This is a genomic window from Nocardia fodinahabitans, assembly GCF_052983615.1.
On the sequence record NZ_JBRJJC010000001.1, the window covers coordinates 4,207,175 to 4,223,160 of the forward strand.

Genomic DNA, 15,986 nt, shown 5'->3' on the forward strand with positions numbered 1-15,986 from the left:
TGGAAATGTCTACAGACCGGCAGTACTTGACGGTGGCGATGGCCGCCGAATACCTCGGTACCGGAGAGCGATTCGTCCGGCGGCTCGTCGCAGAACGCCGTGTCGTGTTCTACAAGGTCGGCAGCCATGTCCGGTTCACCGTGGCCGACCTCGAGGCGTTCGTCCAGGAAGGACGTGTGGAGCCGGTCGAGGTTCGCTGGAGTGCTGGAAGGGCGGTTGCGTGATGGCCGGTCGTCGCCGGTTCGGCAAAGTACGCAAGCTGCCCTCTGGCAAGTTCCACGCGTCGTTCGTCGGCCCGAACGGTCTGCGGCAGAACGCTCCGAACACCTTCCGCACCAAGACCGACGCGGACCGCTACCTGGTGAAGGTCGAAGCGGACATCAGTCGCGGGACCTGGCTGGACGAGAAGATCGGGCATGAGCGGTTCGAGGACTACGCCAAGCGCTACCTCGAGGAGAACCCCGACGTGGGGCCGCGCTGGCAAGAAACCTGCCTGCGCAACCTGCGTCTTCACATGGCTGACCTGCGGGACATGCCGCTGATCGCAATCTCGGCCCCGGTGGTGCGGACTTGGCATGCGAAGGCGCTGGCCGGGAAAGGCGGTCGTACCTCTATTCAGCAGTCCTACCGGTTCCTTCGCGCGGTCATGAATCAGGCCAAGCGCGACAACGCGATCACGGTCAACCCGTGCACGATCAAAGGTGCGGGTACCGATCGCGCCAAGGAACGGCCGATCGCGACCGTGGCGGAAGTAGCTGCGCTGGTCGAGAACATCACCCCGCGCTACCGGGCCGCTGTGCTGCTGGCCGCCTGGTGTGGGCTTCGTCGCGGCGAGATCATCGGCCTGATGCGCTCGGACGTGTGCCTGGACACCAACGAGGTGTTCGTTCGGCGTAACCGCGTCGAGCTGCTCGAGTCGCACACCGAGTACGACGCCGACCCAAAGACCGATGCTGGCCGCCGACCGGTTTCGATCCCGCCGCACCTTCGCCCCTACCTCGTGGAGCACCTCGAGCACTGGGCGGATCCGGTGTGGCTGTTCGTCGGTCGGGATGGGCGCCGGATGCGGGGCAACGCGGTCTATCAGGCGTTCGTGCGTGCTCGCGATCGTGTCGGCGTCGACGTCACCTTCCACGACCTGCGCCACACCGGCCAGAGCCTCGCGGCCCTCACCGGTGCCAACCTGGCTGACCTGAAAAAGCGACTCGGGCACGCCTCGAACGCTGCCGCCAGCCGGTACCTGCACGCAGTCGAAGGACGAGACAAAGAGGTCGCTTTGGGTCTCAGCCAGCTGGCCGGGGGCGCGACCAGCGTCCAGATGCCTCGCACGATCATCGTCAAGCACTGAGGCACCATGGGGAACGCTTGGGGCACGAGTCACGAAACTGCCCCTCTGACCTGCAATTATGAGCCTGCCTGAAAAGCGGAAGGTCGCCGGTTCGATCCCGGCCCTGGCCACTCTTGAGGACCAGCCTTTTGGCTGGTCTTCAGTCTTTTCTGGGGTATTAGACCCCATTCCCCAGCGTCTGGTCGATATCGAGGAGACCGGTGCCGGCGGCGCAGGGGCAGTGCTCGCAATCGGTGTGGATCGGCGGGCTGTGCATCGTGGTACCGCAGGCCGCCGATGCCACACGTGCGCCTTCGCTGCACGACTGAGTCCGGATCGAGGCTGCCAAGCGGGGCGGGAATTCAACCCGCCTTGGCAGGACTCGGCCAGCATCCGGTTCCCGTCTGGGTGATCAGGATCCGACGTTCAGCATGGCCGAGCTTCCGCAGGGTAGTCAGCCCTCGTCGACCCCTCCGGCCAGGAGTCCGCGGAGCTGGACGAGTCGCGGCATGAAGTCGGCGTGGTTCAGGGTTGTGGCAGTGCCGATGTAGGCGTCGACGAATTCGATGTACAGCTCGTTCAGGTGGTCGGCGAGCAGCGCATCAGCGGTCGTGTCGAGCCCCTCGTATCGCCACCGAGCTGCCGCTTGCACCAGTTGATGAGACGGCCCTCGGTACCATTCGATCGCGTCCTGGTTTCGGCCGATCCTGCTGGTCGCGAGGGTGTAGAGGAACCTGACCGGGAACAGGGTCGTCTTGGTGACCGCGCGTGCGCCCGCGATGACAAGTCGCGACGGATGGTGCAGATCGGCGCGATAGCCTTCGTCGATCTTGCTCAGAGCGAATTCTGCCGAGTCGATGATCAATTCGTCGGGGGTGGGCGCAGTGGCCGGTTGACGATTGTCCTGGCCGTACAGTAACCGTCCCGACTCCAGCAGGTCCAGGCGGTCGATCGCGGGGAGCCGATGCGTCGATCCGGCACCGGATCGAACGCCGGACCAGTCGGACCAGAAGACGGACAGTCGCTGCGCCAGTGGGCCTTCGAGCTCGTGCCGTACGGCATCGGTCACACGGAGGATTCCTTCTTTGACCTCTAGATCACCATCGTTCAACACGGTAACGAGGTCGACGTCGCTGACGAGCGGCGCGAAGCCGCCGTGAGCGAGACTTCCGATGGCATAGCACGCTGCCAAATTCTCGCCGAACTCTGTGCGCGCGTGGGCGACTGCTGCGAGGAGTACGTGTTCACCGGTCGGTGTGCCAGTAGGGTCCACAACGTCATTTTGACCAGTGATCTCACGATCGCCAACCGGACGGTCCGCGACTCGTAGCGGCCCATAGGCATCTGCCTGCTGCCGCTTCGGCCAGGGGATTTTCGCGTCAGTGGGTCGTGGGCATGCGCAGCGCGTTCACCCAGAGGCGGGTGACCGTGTAGATGATGTCTTCCAGGGGGCGGGGTTCGCCGTCGAGGTGGCTTTCGGCGATGACGAAGTAGTGGAAGGCCAGGCGGCTGACCATGCCCGAGAGGGCGCGGGAGGTGAGCATCGGGTCGAGGTCGGGGTCGGCGAGGCCGCGTTTTTGCAGGTCGGCGATGCTGCGGGCGTTGCGCTGGATGAAGGCGTCGGCGCGGTTCTGGCGCAGCTTGCTGAACTCGGGATCGATATTGGCGACTTGCTCGAGCAGGCCCATCAGCTTGGCGTTGCGCCGGTAGGCCTCGAAGTAGGCCCGGTTGCTCGCCTCGACGATGGACGCGGGGTCGTCGTCACCGGCCACGTGCTGCATGCCGGGATGCAGCATGTCTTCCTGGGCGTGCTCGAGGATCGCCGCGAAGATCTCTTCCTTGCTGGCGAAATAGGTGTAGAAGGTGCCCGAGGAGCAGTTGGCTTCCTGGGTGATGTCGACCAGCCGGGTGTCGAGATAGCCCAGCCGCTCGAAGACCTTGCGGCCCGCGGCGATCAGGGCTGATCGCGTCCGCAGGCCGCGCGGGGTGGCGGGTAGTTCACGCAGCAGCGAAGTGCGCGCCATCGAGGGCAGCGCGCCTTCGCTGTCGGTGTCGTCCATGCAGTATTTATAGCGCTCAGGGCTGGAAGACGACGCGGCCGACCGTGCTGCCGTCGCCGAGTCGGCCGAGGCCGTCGGGGACATCGGCCAGCGAAAGCCGCTCGCTGATCAGCGGTTTCAGCTGACCCGCGGCGGCGAGCCGGGTCAGTTCGGTGTGGCAGTCCGCGATCGCCCGCGGGTTGTACTGCTTGTACAAGCCCCAGTGCAGGCCGATGATCGAGTAGTTCTTGATCAGCGCGTGGTTGAGCGCGGGCTGCGGGATGGTGCCGCCGGCGAAGCCGATCACCAGGATGCGGCCCTCGAAGGCGATGCACTTGGTCGACTTGGCGTAGGCGTCGCCGCCGACCGGGTCGTAGATCACGTCCGCGCCGCGACCGCCGGTGAACTCCTTGACGATCGGCACGAAGTCCTCGGTGTGCCGGTCGATGACGAGGTCGGCGCCGAGGCGACGGCAGTATTCGGCCTTGTCCGGGCCGCCGACCACGCCGATGACGGTCGCGCCCGCGGCCTTGCCCAGCTGCACGGCGGTGCTGCCGACGCCGCCTGCGGCAGCGTGCACCAGCAGCGTCTCGCCCGCGCGCAGCTGGGTGCGCCGGTGCAGCGCGAACCAGCTCGTCTGGTAGCCGATGGACAGCGCGGCCGCCTCGGCGTCGTCGAGTGCGTCCGGTGCGGGAAAGACGTTGTCCGCGTCGAGGACCGCCAGCTCGGCGAACGCGCCGCCGGGCAGCGTCGTGGTGCCGACGACCCGGTCACCGACCGCGCACCGGGTGACATCGGTACCCACCGCCAGCACCGTGCCGCACAGTTCCACGCCGGGCGTGAACGGCAGCGGCGGCTTGATCTGGTACTGCCCACGGCACAGCAGCACGTCCGGGAAGTTGGCGGGCGCGGCCAGCACCCGCACCAGCACCTGCCCCGGACCCGCGACGGGATCGTCGATGTCGTCGAGCCGCAGCACTGCGCGTGGTTCGCCGAGCTCGTGTACCTGCCAAGCCTTCATGATGACCTCCTGCTAGATTCCGGCGTCGTCGGCGACGGCGCAGGCCAGACGGACCACGGCGTCGAGACGTGCGGCCGTCGGCGTGCCCGCCGCGGCCTTGTTCGCCGGGTTGTCCAGTGCCCGGCGCAGCACGCCCTCGCCGATGATCGCCAGTTTCCACAGGCCGAGGACCTGCCAGTATTTCAGCGCGGCCGGGTCGCGGCCGGTCGCTTCGAGGTACAGGCGGGCCATCTCGGCGCGGTCGGGGAACCCCGTCAGGGTCGACGCCGGGAAGTCGCCGCCGATCAGCTCGCCGGGTTCGGCCCAGTAGGCGAGCATGCTGCCCATATCGGCCAGCGGGTCGCCGAGGGTGGACAGTTCCCAGTCCAGCGCGGCCGTCACCGCGCCGGTCTCGCGCGAGGTGATGACATTGCGGAGATGGAAATCGCCGTGCACGAGACACACTTCGGTCTGCTCCGGCACCGCGGCGGCCAGCCTGCGGGTGAGGTCGTCGAGTTCGGGCAGTTCCCTGGTCTTGGACCGTTCCAGCTGACCGCTCCAGCGCTTGAGCTGGCGTGGCGCGTACGGGGTATGCGCGGCGAGGTCGGCCAGGCCGACGGCGGCCGGATCGACCGCGTGGATGCGCGCGAGGGTCCGCGGCAGCGATTCCGCGATGGCCCGGCGGCGCTGCGGCGTGAGCGATTCCGCGATCGGCATGGTGTCGACCACCTGCCCGTCGACGTACTCCATCAGTACCAGCGGCGCGTCGACCAGCTCCGGATCGGCGAGGACGCCGAAGATCCGCGGCACCGGCACATCCGTGGACTCGAGCGCGGCGATGATCCGCGCTTCCCGCACGACGTCGTGGGCCGAGGCCAGCAGCTTGCCGAGCGGCGGCCTGCGCAGCACCCACCGCCGGTCCGCGGCATCGGTGACCAGGTAGGTCAGATTCGATTGGCCGAGCCCGATCCGGTCGAAGCGCAACGGTGTCGCGCTCTCGATGCCGAGCGTGCCGAACCAGCTGGTCACCACGGCCGGGTCGATCCCGACGACCTCTCGTGTGTCAGACACCGAGCGACACTCCGCTCCGGAACAGGGGCGCGTTGCCGAGCCGCTGCCCGCCGTCGATCACCATGACCTCGCCGGTGATCCAGCTCGCGGCCTCGGAGACGAGGAACACCACGGCGGCGCCGATGTCCCCGGGCTCGCCGATCCGGTCCAGTGCGGTGGCGCCGGCGACCGACTCCTCGTGGTTCTTCCACAGGGCCTCGGCCAGTTTGGTGCGCACGACACCCGGCGCGATCGCGTTGACGCGCACCTTCGGCGACAGCTCCAGCGCCATCTGCTTGGTCAGGTGGATCAGCGCGGCCTTGGACGCGTTGTACAGGCCGATATTCGCCTCCATCGTCAGCCCGCCGATCGACGCGATATTGACGACCGCGCCGCCGTGCTCGCCCATCCAGGCCTCGGTGACCAGCGAAGTCCACAGGATCGGCGCCCAGACGTTCACGTCGAAGGTCTTGGTGAACCGCGCGTGGTCCTGGCCGATCACCGGGCCGAAGGCGGGGTTGGTACCCGCGTTGTTGACCAGGATGTCGACGCTGCCGAACCGCTCCACGGTCAGCTCGACACAGCGTCGCGCCGCGTCCTCGTCCGTGGCGTGCGCGCCGACGCCGAGGGCATTGCCGCCCACCTGCGCGGCGGCCGCTTCGGCGGCTTCCTGGGTGCGCGCGGTCAGGACGACATTGCCGCCCGCCGCCGCGATAGCCTGGGCGATCGCCGACCCGATGCCGCGCGAGGCGCCGGTGACGATGGCGGTGCGCCCGGTCAGATCGAGTCCGGTCATCAGTTGCTCTCCTTGCTCCGGTACTTGCTCAGTTCCTGGCGGGCGATGGCGCGCTTGTGCACCTCGTCGGGGCCGTCGGCCAGGCGCAGGGTGCGCAGCTGGGCCCAGGCCATCGCGAGCGGGAAGTCGTCGGTGACGCCGCCTGCGCCGTGCACCTGGATCGCGCGGTCGAGGACCTTCAGCGCGATGGTGGGCGCGGCCACCTTGATCGCGGCGATCTCGGTGCGGGCTTCCTTGTTGCCGACGGTGTCCATCAGATGGGCGGCCTTCAGCGTCAGCAGCCGGATCATCTCGATCTCGATGCGTGACTCGGCGATCCAGTCCTGGATGTTGGCGTTCTCGGCGATCGGCTTGCCGAAGGTGACGCGCGACTGCGCCCGCTTGCACATCATCTCCAGCGCGCGTTCGGCCATGCCGATGCTGCGCATGCAGTGGTGGATGCGGCCGGGCCCGAGCCGCGCCTGACTGATCGCGAAGCCCTCGCCTTCGCCTTTCAGCACGTCGGTGACCGGCACCCGCACATCGGTGAAGTCGATCTCGGCGTGGCCCTCGCGCTCCTGGTAGCCGAACACCGGCAGCCCGCGCACGATCGTGACACCCGGCGCGTCGATCGGGACCACCATCATCGACTGCTGCCGGTGCGGCGCGGCGGTCGGATCGGTCTTGCCCATCACGATCAGGACCTTGCAGTTGCGGTGCAGAGCATTGGTGGCGAACCATTTCCGGCCGTTGAGCACGTACTCCTCGCCGTCGCGCACCATCGACAGCTCCACATTGGTGGCGTCGGAGCTGGCCACGCCCGGTTCGGTCATCGCGAACGCGGAGGCCATGGTGCCGTCGAGCAGCGGTTCGAGGTACTTCTTCTTGTGCTCCTCGGTGCCGAACAGCTCGAGCACCTCCATGTTCCCGGTGTCGGGGGCATTGCAGTTGCAGGCCTCCGAGGCGAGATGGCTGCGGCCCATGATCTCGGCGAGCGGCGCGTACTCGAGGTTGGTCAGGCCGGGGCCGCGACCGGGGTGCGGGTGGAAGAGGTTCCACAGGCCGCGCCGCTTGGCCTCGGCCTTGAGCTCTTCGAGGATCGGTGGCTGGAAGTGCGGGTCGCCGGACTCCCGCATCTGCTCGTCGTAGACGGCTTCGGCGGGGTAGACCTGCTCGTCCATGAAATCGAGCAGGTCAGCGCGGTACTTCTCGGCGCGCTCGGAGAGATCGAACAGCGACATGGGGTGCTCCCGATGGTCGGTGGTGACGTGTCAGCGAATTTATTAGAAGTTGACGTCAACTTCAAGTTCGTAGCTGTGGCGCCGCCCGGCCGGGCGGCAGGGCGGCGCTGGAACTAGCTCCGGACCAGTGTGGCGATCCAGGACCGGGTGTCGGCGGGGTCGATCACGTCGTCGAGTTCGAACCCGGTCGCCGCGGTGAGCGCCTTGCCCTGCTGATAGGCGAGGGTGAGCAGCTGCTGGAACAGCGTCTCTTGTTCGGCCGGATCCGCGACGGCGGCCAGCTCCTTGCGGAAGCCGAGGCGCACCGCGCCCTCGAGCCCCATCGGCCCGATCTCGCCGGTCGGCCAGGCGACGGTGAAGTCCGGGGCGCGGAAGTGCCCGGCCGCCATCGCCATCGCGCCGAGGCCGTAGCCCTTGCGCAGGATGATGGTGCCGAAGGGCACGGTCAGCCGGGCGCCGAGCACGAACAGGTCGCTGAAGCGGCGCACGGTCGCGGTCTGCTCCGCGTCCGGGCCGACCATGAATCCCGGTGTGTCGCACAGGGAGACGACCGGCAGCCCGAACGACTCGCACAGCCCGAGAAAATCGCCCATCTTGTCGGCGGCCTCGGCATCGATGGCGCCGCCGAGATGATGACTGCTGTTGGCCACCAGGCCGAACGGCACGCCGTCGACCCGGATCAGCGCGGTGACGATGCCGACCCCGTAGTCGGGCCGCAGTTCCAGGATCGAGCCGAGATCGGCGATCGCCTCGATCGCGCGGTGGATGTCGTAGGCGCGCAAGCGATTCTCCGGCACGACCTGCCGGGCCAGCCGCGGGTCGGGCGCCTCGAACTCCTCGATCGGGCCCTGGAAATAGCCGAGGTACTGCTTGGCCAGCGCGACCGCATGCGCCTCGTCGCGGGCGACCAGGTCGACGACGCCGTTGCGCCGCTGCACCTCGATCGGACCGATGTCCTCCGGCCGGTACACGCCGAGGCCGCCGCCCTCGATCATCGCCGGGCCGCCCATGCCCAGATTGGCGTCCGGCGTCGCGATGATCACGTCGCAGACCCCGGCCAGGGCGGCATTGCCGGCGAAGCAGCGTCCCGACACGATCGTCACCAGCGGCACCTGGCCGCGCAGCGCGGCGAGCGCGCGGAAGGTCGGCACGTCCAGGCCCATGCCGGTCGCGTCGGTGTCGCCGGGCCTGCCGCCGCCACCCTCGGCGAACAGCACCACCGGCACCCGCTTGCGGGCGGCCAGGTCGAAGGCGCGGTCGGTCTTGGCGTGATTGTGCTTGCCCTGGGTGCCCGCGAGCACGGTGTAGTCGTAGGAGACCACCACGGCCTCGGCGGCCGCCTTGCCGAATCGGTCGGCGCCGATGGTGGCCAGCCCGGTGACCAGGCCGTCGGCGGGGGTGTTGGCGATCAGGTCGTCCTCGGTGCGTCGGCTGCGCTGGGCGGCGACGGCCAGGGCGCCGTACTCGACGAAGCTGCCCGCGTCGACCAGGTCGGCGATGTTCTCCCTGGCTGTGCGGCGGCCCAGCCCGTGCCGCTTGGCCACCGCGTCCGGGCGGGATTCGTCCCGCGTGACGAGGTGTCGCGCGCGGATCTCGTCGACATCGGCACGCGAGCGACCCGGGTCGAGCTCGGCCTGCGCGCTGCCGTCGGCGTCGGCGCCGGTACGGGTGACGATCACCAGTGGATCGCCGGGCGCGACGACCTGGCCCGGGTGGACCAGCACCCGGACCGTCCGGGCGGCGGCCGGCGCGGCGAGGACGTGCTGCATCTTCATCGCCTCGAGCACGACCAGCTGTCCGCCCGCCGCGATCTCGACACCCTCGCCGGTCACCTCGACCACGGTGCCCGCCAGCTGCGCCCGCACCGCCTCCTGCCCCGGATACAGCTCGACTGCCGCGACCGCGACCTCCGGCTGACCCGCGTCGGCGGCCGCGACCAGCGCGGGCAGCCGCTCGCCGAGATAGCCGGTCGTGACGGTGCCGGTCTGGAATCGGCTGTCGGCGAGCACTTCCCGCAGCAAGCCGATATTGGTGCGCAGGCCGTCGACGGTGAAGTCGGCCAGCGCGGTCGCCGCCTTGCGAGCGGCGGTCGGGAAGGAGTCGCCCCGGGTGCGGGTGATGACCTTGGCCAGGAGCGAGTCGTAGCGCGGGCTCGGAGTGAGGCCGGGGCGGCCGAAGGTGTCGACGCGCACGCCGGGGCCGGTGGGTGGGGCGAAGGCGGTCAGCGTGCCGGCCGTGGGGAGGGCCGAGCCGTCGGCCGCCATGGTCTCCATGTTCACCCTGGCCTGGATGGCGATGCCCTCGGCGCGGGCCGGTTGGCCCTCGGATCGTGTTCCGTCCGAGACGATTCCGCTCGGCAGGCCGAGGGCGTCGAGGGTCGCGTCCCGGGCGATGGCCAGCTGGACCGCGACCAGGTCGACGCCGGTCACCTCCTCGGTGACGGTGTGTTCCACCTGGATGCGCGGATTGACCTCCAGGAAGACGAATTGCGCACCGGCGACCAGGAACTCGACGGTGGCGAGGCCGCGATAGCCGACCCGCGCGCACAGCCGGGCCGCCGATTCGTGCAGGTTCCGGCGCAGCGCGTCCGAAAGACCCTGCGCCGGGGCGATTTCGATCAGCTTCTGCTGCCTGCGCTGCACGCTGCAATCCCGATCGCCGAGCGCGAGCGCCGTGGTGCCGTCACCGGTCGACGCGGCGACGACCTGCACCTCGATGTGCCGGGCATCGGCCATCAGCAACTCGGCGAACACCGCCGGATTGCCGAAGCCGAGTTCGGCCTCCGCGGCGCACTGCCGGTAGGCGTCGTCGAGCTCCGCGGCCGTGCGGACCACCCGCATGCCGCGCCCACCGCCACCGGCCAGTGCCTTGATCATGATCGGGCCGGACTGCGCCGCGAAGAACGCGCCGACCTCGGCGACCGTGCTCGGGCCCTCGGTGGCGGGCAGGACGGGGACGTCGGCGGCGACGGCGGTGCGGCGGGCCGAGGACTTGTCGCCGAACAGATCGAGGACGGCGGGGTCGGGGCCGACGAAGGTGTGGCCCGCCGCCGCGCACGCCCTGGCGAACTCGGCGTTCTCGCTCAGGAAGCCGTAGCCGGGATGGATCAGCTCGGCGCCGGATTCCTTGGCGGCGGCCAGGATCGCGGCATGGTCGAGATAGGGCGCCGGTCCGGCGCCGGCCAGGCCGATCGCCTCGTCGGCCGCGTGCACATTCGGATTGTCCGCGTCGTCCTCGGCGTAGACCGCCACGGTGCGCAGGCCGAGTTCGGTGGCGGTGCGGATGATCCGCAGGGCGATCTCGCCGCGATTGGCGATCAACAGGGTCACGTGGCGTCCTCGATGTCGTCGACCATGCCGGTCAGGGGGCTCGGTGGGGTTGCTCGGAGAAGCCGATCAGCCGTTCGGCGATGGCGATGTGGTCGGCGACGAACTGCGCGTGCTGGTCGGGGCGCGTCCGAGCGGCGCCGATCAGCAGTGCGTCGGACAGCGTTTCGACGATGCGCGGCAGCGGCGCGCACGGGTCGATCGCGCCCTCGGCGTCGACGCGTTCCAGAAACGCGGTGAACCGGTGTCGCAGGCGCTCGCGCACCCGCGACCACTGCGCGCCGATCGCCGCGTCGACATCGGCGCGATGCTCGATCAACGTCACCAGGGCGCCGTTGGCGAACACCGCCTCCGCGAAAGCCCGTGTGGTGGCGGCGATGACATCCACCGGCGCGGTGACCTCGACATCGACCACCAGCTGCGCGTCCAGGAACTGTGCGCACACCCGCTCGGTGATCGCTTGGAACACCTCGTCTTTGGAGGAGAAGTACGCGTAGAACGTCGCCCGCGAGACTCGCGCCCGCGTCGTGATCGTCTCCACCGAGGTCTGGTCGTACCCGAGCTCGGCGAAGCACCCTGCCGCCGCGTCGAGCAACTCACCCCGCCGCGGCCCGCCACTGTCCTTGCGTGCCGACCTGGCCCGCTCCTGCGCCTCGCTTGTGGTCACCGCTCCGAGTGTCGTTGACGTTGACGTCAATGTCAACGACTGATCGTCGGCGCTACCTGCGCGATTACCGCCCGGACCGTTTCACCGGGTACAGTCCACCCGCGGTGTAGCGATACATCACGGCCCTGTGGCGCAGTTGGTTAGCGCGCCGCCCTGTCACGGCGGAGGTCGCGGGTTCGAGTCCCGTCAGGGTCGCAAGAAATCCCCTCACCGATCACCGGTGAGGGGATTGTGCGTTTCGGGTCAGCGGCGGTGGTCGATGCTGGTGATGCGATAGCGGCCGGGGGCTACCTCGGCGGTGCGCATGGTCTGCTGGATCTTCTCGATGGCGGTGTCGCCGGGCCATTGCTGCTGGACGGTGACGTTCCAGACAGTGGGGTCGGTGGAGTCGGCGCGGGTGATGTGAATGCAGTACTTGACGCCGGTGGGGAAGGTGGAAATGCCTGCGGCCAAGGCTGATTCGTCGCCTACGTGGGCGTCGTCGGTGACATAGGTGCGGGCCTTGGCGGCGTCGCGGTCGACGTAGTAGCTGTATTCGAAGCCGAGGATGGCGCCCTGGGGAGTGGCGGTGTCGCCGCGTTCGGCACTGATGGTGATGGATTGGCTGCGGAAGGATTCGCAGCCGGCCACCGCGTGCGCGGGGAGTGGGGGAACGGTGGTCGCGGTGGATCCTGTTGTCGGAGAACCGGAGACGGAGGCTTGTTTCGCCGCGACCGGTGTGTCGCCGGAGCCCAGGAAGATGTTCGCCGCCAAGCCGAGCACGACCACGAAGATGAGCGCGCCGACGATGCCCTTCACCGCGGCAGCGGCTTTCGCACGGCCGTTGGGGTCGTCGTAGCGTTCGTCGTCGTACTTCTTGCGTGGCCTGCGCGCGATCGGCCCACCACCGCCGAAGTCCTTGAGGCGCGGCAGTACCGGCATCTCGACCCGGTCGCCGCTCTGCTCGGTCGCGGTGGCGGTGGCCCAGTCGTTCCAGTCGACGTCGTCGGTGCGGTGCGGCGTCTCCTCGACGGGCGCCTCGTCGTTCCAGTCGTTCCAGTCGCCGGTGAAACCGTCCTCCTCGGCGGCGGTGCGATAGATCGGCTCGGTCGGCGCGGTGGCGAGCGCGCCGGGGACCTCGTCGAAGGGTTCCGGCTCCGGCGGCGGCCACGTCTCCGGGTTGGTGCCGATGGTCTGCGGTTCGGCCTCGCGCCGCCGCCTGCGTCGCCGTTTGCCCTGCGGACGACGACGTGCTGGATCGGCGGGCGAGGAGAAGTAGGCCCCGAACGGGTTGTCCATCCGGCGGCCCTACGCGGTCGCCGGGACGACTCCCGGCTGCCCGTGCTTGGGCGCGGCCGACGGGCGTTCGCTCTCCTGGTCCTGTTGCGGACGGCTCGTCGGCGGAATCACCCCGGTCTGGCTCGGCTGCTGCGCGGGTGCGGGCGCGGCGGGGGCCTGCTGCCGGGGCTGCTCGACGACCGGTGACTGAACCGTGGGCGCCGGTGTCGTCGGCGCCGCGGGCGCGGGCTTGGTCGAGGTGCCGTTGCCGCCCGAGGTTTCCGGTTTGGTGGTGGTGTCGCCGTTGCCGAGGCCGGCGAACAGGCCGCCGGAGTTCCCGCCGCCGTTGGTGGACGGTGTGGTGGGCGTCGGTGTGGTCGTGGCCGGCGTGGTCGCGGTGCCCTCGGTGCCCGTGCCGGTGACATTCGCAGCGAGGGTGTCGATCCCGGTGGTGGCCAGTTCGGCGCCCTTGTCGATGCCGTGCATCGCGACCTCGGCGATCTTGTCGATCAGATGCGTGCCGAAGGTGACACCGGCGTCGATCGCCGCGGTGCCCAGCGAGACACCGCCGTCGATCAGCGCTTCCTGCAGCGCGATCTGCGCCGCCGTCGCCGGATCGGTCGTGGTGATGTCGGTGTCGATGGTGTTCGTCGACGTGCCACCGGTGCCGAGAACGTAGACGCCCGGCGAGACCTCGACCGCACCCGGCGGCACGGTGACCCCGTTGGTGCCGCCGAGATCGGAGGTCAGCTCCTTGGTGTTGCGGGTGTGCTCGTCCATCTCGGTGCTGGCGGTCCCGACGACGTTGACGGCCTCCTGGATCGCCTCCTCCGCCAGCTCGACGATCGCGTCCAGGTTGTTGCCGTTCACCGCGGGTGCGGCGGCCTTCGCCTTGGCGCGGAAGTCCGCGATGATCGCGTCGACCTTGGCGGCCGCGGTCGCCTGGGTCGAATGCGCCTGGCCGAGCAGGGTGCTGAGCTTCTGGCCACGGTCGGCGGCCGCCGACACCTCGGTCGCGGTCTGGCGCAGCGCCGGGGTGGCGGGCGCGGCGGTCTCGGTCGACTCCAGCGCGTACAGGCCGAGCCGGTGCGGGTCCTCGGTCGCGCTGGTCGCCGTGCTGGCCGTGGTCAGCGCGTCGACCACCTCGGCGTCGGGGTCGGCGGAGGTGTTGGAGCCCAGCGATTTCCGCAGCTCCAGCAGTGGCACCTCGAGCAGCGCGACCACCGGCGCGATCTTCGCCTCGGCCTCTTCCTGCGTGATCGTGCTCAGCGTGGTCTCGGTGACCAGGGATTTCGCGCGCATCACGCCACCTCGCTCTCGATCGCGCCCAGATCGCCCGCGAGCCCGCTATCGACTCCGGTGACGTTGGCGCCGTACTGATTCAGGATGTCCTGATACGCGCTGACCAGATTCCCCGCGGTACTCAACGTCGACGCGTGCGCCCCCGCGGCCGCCGTCCACGCGGCCGCGAATTCCTTCCCCAGCACGCCGAGCCCCGACAGGTCCACCCCCGCCGCCGTCGTCGTACTGGTCGCCGCTTCTCCGAGTAGATCCGCGACCCGAGCAGCAGCGCGCTGATACGCGTCGAGCGCTGATGGGTCGAATGACATTTCCGCCACGATGTCTGTCCCCTTCACGATCGCGGGTGCTCGTCGGGCACTCCCGGCACGAAAAGCGTAACGAGATCGGCGCGGTTGTGGGTGGTACTGGTCGGACCCACCGGCCGGGACACGGGGATTGTGGCGAGTAGGGTCGCGGTGGTCATGGGTGTCCTGCTGATCACGTTGCTCGGGTTTGCGGTGGTCGACGCGTTGGATGTGCTGCTGGTGGCGATCACGACGGCGGTGGTGGCGGACAGTCGGCTGGCGCGGCGGTCGCCGGTGGTCGGGGGGCTCAGTTTTCTCGGTGGCGTGTTCGCGGTGTCGGTGGCGTTCGGGATCGCGACGGTGCTCGGGATCGATTTCCTGGTCCGGTTGTTCGACTTCGAGCTGACGCCGCTGCTGCGGTACTGGGGTGAGCTGCTGATCGGTGTGGTGCTGATCGTGGTGGCGGCGCTGCCGATGGAGACGACGATGGGCAGCGGCGGGCGCTGGGTGCGGCCGGTGCGCAAGCACCCGTGGCTGATGGGGGTGGTCGGGGTCACGCTGGGGCTGGCGAAGGTGCCGACCTCGGTGCCGTATCTGGCGGCGCTGGCGCTGGTGTCGGCGCAGCGGCCGCTGCCGGTGGTGTGGCCGCTGATCGTGGTCGTGTACTGCGCGATCGCGCTGCTGGTGCCGCTGGTGGTACTGGCGCTGGCCCTGCGCAAGACCCCGCGCGCTCGCCGGGTGTACCGGCTGCTGGTGCGGGCGATCACCCGCTACGGTCCGCCGGTGGTCCGGGTGTTGTTCGTCGTTTTCGGCGTGGTGCTGGTGGTCGACGCGCTGGTCCACGCCCGCCAGCTGTGGTGAGGCGGCCACGGCCGCTCAGATTCGCGTCAGGTCGATCGAGTACGGTCATAACGAATCGATGACATGCTCGCGCGCCCGTTCGGTGGGGCGCGGAGCGTAACCAGGTGAGCAGGGAGGGCGACCCTTGAGGGTTACCGTTGTTGTGCCGACCTACAACGAGCGGGAAAATCTGCCGGTGGCGGTGGAGCGGCTGACGGCACTGCCGGTTCCCGATCTGCACGTGCTGGTGGTGGACGACAACTCACCCGACGGCACGGGCGAGGTGGCCGACAAGCTGGCCGCCGAACTGCCGAACGTGGTGAGCGTGCTGCACCGCACCGAGAAGGACGGTCTCGGCCGCGCCTACATCGCGGGCATCACCCAGGCCCTCGCCGAGGGTGCCGACGTGGTGATCCAGATGGACGCCGACCTGTCGCACCCCGCCGAGGTGATCCCGGCGATGCTGGAGAAGCTGGGCTCCGCCGAGGCCGGCGTCGTGCTCGGCTCCCGCTACGTCCCCGGCGGCTCGACCGCCGCGGAGTGGAAGTGGTACCGCAAGGCGCTGTCGGCCTGGGCCAACTTCTACGTGAACCTGATCCTGCGCCTCGGCGTGAAGGACGCGACCGCCGGCTTCAAGGCGTGGCAGGCCGACACCCTGCGCGCGATCGACGTGGCCTCGATCCGCAGCAACGGCTACTCGTTCCAGGTCGAGATGAACTACCGCGCGATCAAGAAGGGCTACACGATCGCGGAGGTGCCGATCCGATTCGAGGAGCGCACCCTCGGCGCGTCGAAGATGAGCCTGAAGGTGCAGCTGGAGTCGGCGCTGATGCCGTGGAAGCTGCTGTTCGGCCGCTCGGTCTAGGACATACCGCACA

At 69.2% G+C, this 15,986-nt stretch carries 15 protein-coding genes and 1 tRNA gene; 5 read left to right on the forward strand and 11 right to left on the reverse strand.

Translation table 11 applies throughout. The annotated features are described in order from the left end of the window. Positions 1-5 precede the first annotated feature (5 nt). Together NV348_RS19665 and NV348_RS19670 are read left to right on the forward strand one after the other, a co-directional pair. Positions 6-224, forward strand: coding sequence for a helix-turn-helix domain-containing protein (locus tag NV348_RS19665; RefSeq protein WP_447148207.1), 219 nt, complete (start codon positions 6-8; stop codon positions 222-224). Then, entirely contained in the window at positions 224-1,348 is a 1,125-nt protein-coding gene (locus NV348_RS19670; RefSeq protein WP_495885073.1) for a tyrosine-type recombinase/integrase, read from the forward strand. Before NV348_RS19665 ends, NV348_RS19670 begins: the two co-directional genes overlap by 1 nt. Positions 1,349-1,781: 433 nt before the next feature. Here NV348_RS19670 and NV348_RS19675 read toward each other — a convergent pair whose 3' ends face one another. The 8 genes from NV348_RS19675 to NV348_RS19710 form a co-directional block, all read right to left on the reverse strand. Then, positions 1,782-2,396 (reverse strand): hypothetical protein, encoded by a 615-nt coding sequence (locus NV348_RS19675; protein ID WP_447148209.1) that lies wholly within the window; start codon positions 2,394-2,396, stop codon positions 1,782-1,784. A gap of 310 nt (positions 2,397-2,706) precedes the next feature. Continuing rightward, the gene (locus NV348_RS19680) at positions 2,707-3,387 is read right to left on the reverse strand and encodes a TetR/AcrR family transcriptional regulator (protein ID WP_447148210.1); all 681 of its coding nucleotides are present in this window, start codon (positions 3,385-3,387) and stop codon (positions 2,707-2,709) included. Positions 3,388-3,403: 16 nt separating this feature from the next. Then, a complete protein-coding gene (locus tag NV348_RS19685) occupies positions 3,404-4,387 on the reverse strand; it encodes an NADPH:quinone oxidoreductase family protein (RefSeq protein WP_447148211.1) in 984 nt (327 codons plus the stop codon). A gap of 12 nt (positions 4,388-4,399) precedes the next feature. Continuing rightward, positions 4,400-5,437, reverse strand: coding sequence for a phosphotransferase family protein (locus tag NV348_RS19690; RefSeq protein WP_447148212.1), 1,038 nt, complete (start codon positions 5,435-5,437; stop codon positions 4,400-4,402). Beyond that, positions 5,430-6,212 carry an SDR family oxidoreductase gene (locus NV348_RS19695; protein WP_447148213.1) on the reverse strand — a complete coding sequence of 261 codons (783 nt, stop codon included), beginning with the start codon at positions 6,210-6,212 and terminating at the stop codon, positions 5,430-5,432. The genes NV348_RS19690 and NV348_RS19695 overlap by 8 nt, the downstream gene beginning before the upstream one ends. Continuing rightward, on the reverse strand, positions 6,212-7,432 hold the full coding sequence (locus NV348_RS19700) for an acyl-CoA dehydrogenase family protein (protein WP_447148214.1): 1,221 nt from the start codon (positions 7,430-7,432) through the stop codon (positions 6,212-6,214). The genes NV348_RS19695 and NV348_RS19700 overlap by 1 nt, the downstream gene beginning before the upstream one ends. 113 nt (positions 7,433-7,545) lie before the next feature. Next, positions 7,546-10,761 carry an acetyl-CoA carboxylase family protein gene (locus NV348_RS19705; protein ID WP_447148215.1) on the reverse strand — a complete coding sequence of 1,072 codons (3,216 nt, stop codon included), beginning with the start codon at positions 10,759-10,761 and terminating at the stop codon, positions 7,546-7,548. Positions 10,762-10,792: 31 nt separating this feature from the next. After that, positions 10,793-11,425 carry a TetR/AcrR family transcriptional regulator gene (locus NV348_RS19710; RefSeq protein WP_447148216.1) on the reverse strand — a complete coding sequence of 211 codons (633 nt, stop codon included), beginning with the start codon at positions 11,423-11,425 and terminating at the stop codon, positions 10,793-10,795. A gap of 121 nt (positions 11,426-11,546) precedes the next feature. Here NV348_RS19710 and NV348_RS19715 point away from each other — a divergent pair. Continuing rightward, positions 11,547-11,620, forward strand: a tRNA-Asp gene (locus NV348_RS19715). Between the two features lie 48 nt (positions 11,621-11,668). On the opposite strand, the gene NV348_RS19720 is transcribed toward NV348_RS19715, so the two are convergent. From NV348_RS19720 to NV348_RS19730, 3 genes are read right to left on the reverse strand one after another with little or no spacing between them, the layout of a single operon-like run. Then, entirely contained in the window at positions 11,669-12,703 is a 1,035-nt protein-coding gene (locus tag NV348_RS19720; protein WP_447148217.1) for a DUF8176 domain-containing protein, read from the reverse strand. A gap of 9 nt (positions 12,704-12,712) precedes the next feature. Then, complete coding sequence (locus NV348_RS19725) at positions 12,713-13,984, reverse strand: hypothetical protein (protein WP_447148218.1); 1,272 nt, start codon at positions 13,982-13,984, stop codon at positions 12,713-12,715. Continuing rightward, on the reverse strand, positions 13,984-14,292 hold the full coding sequence (locus tag NV348_RS19730; protein ID WP_218717525.1) for a hypothetical protein: 309 nt from the start codon (positions 14,290-14,292) through the stop codon (positions 13,984-13,986). Before NV348_RS19730 ends, NV348_RS19725 begins: the two co-directional genes overlap by 1 nt. Before the next feature lie 153 nt (positions 14,293-14,445). On the opposite strand from NV348_RS19730, the gene NV348_RS19735 reads away from it, so the two are divergent. Both NV348_RS19735 and NV348_RS19740 read left to right on the forward strand, forming a co-directional pair. Beyond that, positions 14,446-15,129 (forward strand): GAP family protein, encoded by a 684-nt coding sequence (locus NV348_RS19735; RefSeq protein ID WP_447148219.1) that lies wholly within the window; start codon positions 14,446-14,448, stop codon positions 15,127-15,129. Between the two features lie 124 nt (positions 15,130-15,253). Continuing rightward, positions 15,254-15,973, forward strand: a complete 720-nt coding sequence (locus NV348_RS19740; RefSeq protein ID WP_447148220.1) for a polyprenol monophosphomannose synthase — start codon at positions 15,254-15,256, stop codon at positions 15,971-15,973. Positions 15,974-15,986 lie beyond the last annotated feature (13 nt).

Excerpts from the sequence above, each read along its gene's own strand:
- NV348_RS19665 (WP_447148207.1), top strand. The coding sequence starts at position 6 with ATGTCTACAGACCGGCAGTACTTGACGGTGGCGATGGCCGCCGAATAC.
- NV348_RS19670 (WP_495885073.1), top strand. The coding sequence starts at position 224 with ATGGCCGGTCGTCGCCGGTTCGGCAAAGTACGCAAGCTGCCCTCTGGC.
- NV348_RS19680 (WP_447148210.1), bottom strand. The coding sequence starts at position 3,387 with ATGGACGACACCGACAGCGAAGGCGCGCTGCCCTCGATGGCGCGCACT.
- NV348_RS19685 (WP_447148211.1), bottom strand. The coding sequence starts at position 4,387 with ATGAAGGCTTGGCAGGTACACGAGCTCGGCGAACCACGCGCAGTGCTG.
- NV348_RS19695 (WP_447148213.1), bottom strand. The coding sequence starts at position 6,212 with ATGACCGGACTCGATCTGACCGGGCGCACCGCCATCGTCACCGGCGCC.
- NV348_RS19700 (WP_447148214.1), bottom strand. The coding sequence starts at position 7,432 with ATGTCGCTGTTCGATCTCTCCGAGCGCGCCGAGAAGTACCGCGCTGAC.
- NV348_RS19720 (WP_447148217.1), bottom strand. The coding sequence starts at position 12,703 with ATGGACAACCCGTTCGGGGCCTACTTCTCCTCGCCCGCCGATCCAGCA.
- NV348_RS19725 (WP_447148218.1), bottom strand. The coding sequence starts at position 13,984 with ATGCGCGCGAAATCCCTGGTCACCGAGACCACGCTGAGCACGATCACG.
- NV348_RS19730 (WP_218717525.1), bottom strand. The coding sequence starts at position 14,292 with ATGTCATTCGACCCATCAGCGCTCGACGCGTATCAGCGCGCTGCTGCT.
- NV348_RS19735 (WP_447148219.1), top strand. The coding sequence starts at position 14,446 with ATGGGTGTCCTGCTGATCACGTTGCTCGGGTTTGCGGTGGTCGACGCG.